This is a genomic window from Actinoallomurus sp. NPDC052274 (assembly GCF_040679475.1).
Lineage (GTDB): Bacteria > Actinomycetota > Actinomycetes > Streptosporangiales > Streptosporangiaceae > Actinoallomurus > Actinoallomurus liliacearum.
In genome coordinates this window covers 1-1,378 of sequence record NZ_JBFAUT010000141.1, presented here as the reverse complement: position 1 = coordinate 1,378, position 1,378 = coordinate 1, and the positions used below count along the sequence as shown (strand labels likewise).

The following is a 1,378-nucleotide window of genomic DNA, read 5'->3' as shown; positions in this document are numbered from 1 at the left end:
GAGAGGCCTTGTTGAACTGTAGGATTCTGTATGTTCTCTAAATGTTCCTTTGGCGGATCGTGTCGGGACAGGAGAAACATATGGCGTATGTCACAGTAGAGGAATTGGTCGCATCGAATGGTGCTGCTCAAATCGGTTTTGAACAGCATGGCTTGTCTGCCGTCCCGACCCAGGTGCAGCAGGAGTTGCGCTTCACTATCCGGCCCGAGCAGTTTGGCGCGCAGGGTGACGGGTTCACCGACGATGCATCCGCGATCAACGCGGCCATTGCGGCGGCGAATGCGGCCGGCGGCGGCGTGGTGGCGCTCGATGCACGGAATTACGCGATAGGGTCCCCGATCCTTCTCCAATCGAAGGTGGCTCTGATCGGGAAGGGCATGCGCAAGACGACGATAACCCAGATTGGAACCGTTGCTGCTTGGGACGATATGGCCGGGGCCGGCGGAATCGTCACAACGCTGAGCGGCGGCGAATATGAAAATGTGCGCATTGCCGGAATGACGGTGCAGGGCATCTATTCCACGCCGATCGCGGATGGCGCGAGCCACTATGCGAAGAACGGCATTTCCTTGATAAACATCTGGAACTCTTCGGTAGAGGATTGTCTGGTTTCCGATACCGCCACGGGAATCGTCATGGCCGGCACGGTGGCCGGTATTGCGGACTACAACAATCTCATCGCGCGCTGCGTTACCTATAACGCGCGGTCGTGGAACGCGGCGGGGAATTCGGGCGCTCCGCGCGGTATTACGATGGCAACCGATCGTTCGACGGTTCGAGACACGATCTCTGACAATTGTTTCACCAGCTATTACGTCGCGACCGACTATGGCACCTATGAGAATTGCCGTGCTTCACGCTGGAGCGATGACGGTTTCTACGTAAACGCCAATTATTGCGAATTCACGGATTGCTTCGCGATCGGTGCCGCTAGCCGCGCCGAATCCTCGGGCAGCGGTTTTGCGGTGAATCCGAGCACGGGCCACCGATTCAAGGGCTGCGTGGCGATCCATTGCTCGAATGCCGGCATGCGCTTTCGTCACGCTGGCGTGGCAGCGCCCAGCGGAAACCAAGTGATCGGCTGCCTGTTCAAGGACTGCGGCTATGGTTTTCTCGACGATCTGACGAGCGTGCAGCCCTATCCCCAGGCCGTTTCTCGCAACAACAGCTTCATCGGGAACATGGCGGATGGCTGCCAGTTGAATGGGTTCATGTTCGTGCGGCAGCAGGCCGGCGTGATCAGCGGCAATATCGCGATAGCCAACAATCAAGCTGGGGTGACGATTTCCAATCGGGGCGGGATAGCGCTCGCGGAATATTGCCGGGATAATGTGGTTCAGGGTAATATCTGCGACGATATTCAGGGGACGAAGACTCA

At 57.8% G+C, this 1,378-nt stretch carries 1 protein-coding gene; it reads left to right on the top strand.

What is annotated here, in order from left to right:
* Window positions 1–80 precede the first annotated feature (80 nt).
* Window positions 81–1,378, top strand: a 1,298-nt coding sequence (locus AB0K82_RS44490; RefSeq protein WP_364409791.1) for a right-handed parallel beta-helix repeat-containing protein, incomplete at its 3' end; no start/stop codon positions are given.